The sequence below is a fragment of the Aminobacter sp. P4_D5 genome (assembly GCF_056401815.1).
The window spans coordinates 1-1,197 of sequence record NZ_JBFUIP010000390.1 but is presented as its reverse complement, the minus strand read 5'-3'; the positions used below and the strand labels follow the sequence as shown (position 1 = coordinate 1,197).

The following is a 1,197-nucleotide window of genomic DNA, read 5'->3' as shown; positions in this document are numbered from 1 at the left end:
CGGCGGAGAAGAAGGCCATCAGCGTCGGCCTGCTGGGCAATGCCGCCGAGGTGTTTCCCGAGCTCGTGCGCCGTGGCGTCGTGCCGGACATCGTGACGGACCAGACCAGCGCGCATGATCCCGGCAACGGCTATCTTCCCGCCGGCTGGACCCTCTCCGAATGGGCTTCCAAGCGCGAGAGCGACCCGGCCGCGGTCTATGCCGCGGCCAAGCGCAGCATGGTGCAGCATGTCCAGGCCATGCTCGACTTCCAGAAGATGGGCTCGGCCGTGCTCGACTACGGCAACAACATCCGCCAGATGGCGAAGGACGAGGGGCTGGCCAACGCGTTCGACTTCCCGGGCTTCGTGCCGGCCTATATCCGCCCGCTCTTCTGCCGCGGCGTCGGGCCCTTCCGCTGGGCCGCGCTCTCCGGCAACCCCGAGGACATCGCCAGGACCGACGCCAAGGTGCGCGAGCTCATGCCTGACGACACGCATCTGCATCGTTGGCTCGACATGGCGAAGGAGCGCATCGCCTTCCAGGGCCTGCCGGCGCGCATCTGCTGGGTGGGCCTCGGCGACCGCGATCGCATCGGGCTCGCCTTCAACGAGATGGTGGCGCGCGGCGAGATCGGCCCCGTCGTCATCGGCCGCGATCACCTGGATTCCGGCTCCGTCGCCTCGCCGAACCGCGAGACCGAGGCGATGCAGGACGGCTCCGACGCCGTCTCCGACTGGCCGCTGCTCAATGCGCTGCTGAACACGGCGAGCGGGGCAACCTGGGTCTCGCTGCACCATGGCGGCGGCGTGGGCATGGGCTACAGCCAGCATGCCGGCATGGTCATCGTGGCCGACGGCACGCCCGAGGCCGCGGAACGGCTGGCGCGCGTGCTGTGGAACGACCCGGCGACGGGCGTGATGCGCCACGCCGATGCCGGCTACGGCATCGCGCTGGACTGCGCGCGGGAGAAGGGCCTGGAACTGCCGGCCATCCTGCGCTGATGCCGCTGCCTGCCGTCGTCAGAAGGACGACGGCAGGGCCCAGATCTCTTCCAGCAGCTGGTAGCGCCCGAGGGCTTCCGCGGGGCGCTGCTGGCGCAGGAAGATGGCGTTCATCTTCACGAGATCGCCGCCGAACTGGGTTCCGATCCGCACCGGCGAGACGAGGCGGTGGAGGATCAGGCCCGACCCTTCCAGCAGGTCGACGATATCGGCC

General features: G+C 69.6%; 2 protein-coding genes. One reads left to right on the top strand and one right to left on the bottom strand.

The genetic code is table 11. The features are described from left to right. Positions 1-983, top strand: a 983-nt coding sequence (gene hutU, locus AC1DWF_RS32145) for a urocanate hydratase (protein ID WP_476842586.1), incomplete at its 5' end; no start/stop codon positions are given. Between the two features lie 18 nt (positions 984-1,001). Here the strand turns inward: hutU and AC1DWF_RS32140 are convergent. Continuing rightward, positions 1,002-1,197: hypothetical protein (locus AC1DWF_RS32140; protein WP_476842585.1), on the bottom strand; the 196-nt coding region annotated here is incomplete at its 5' end.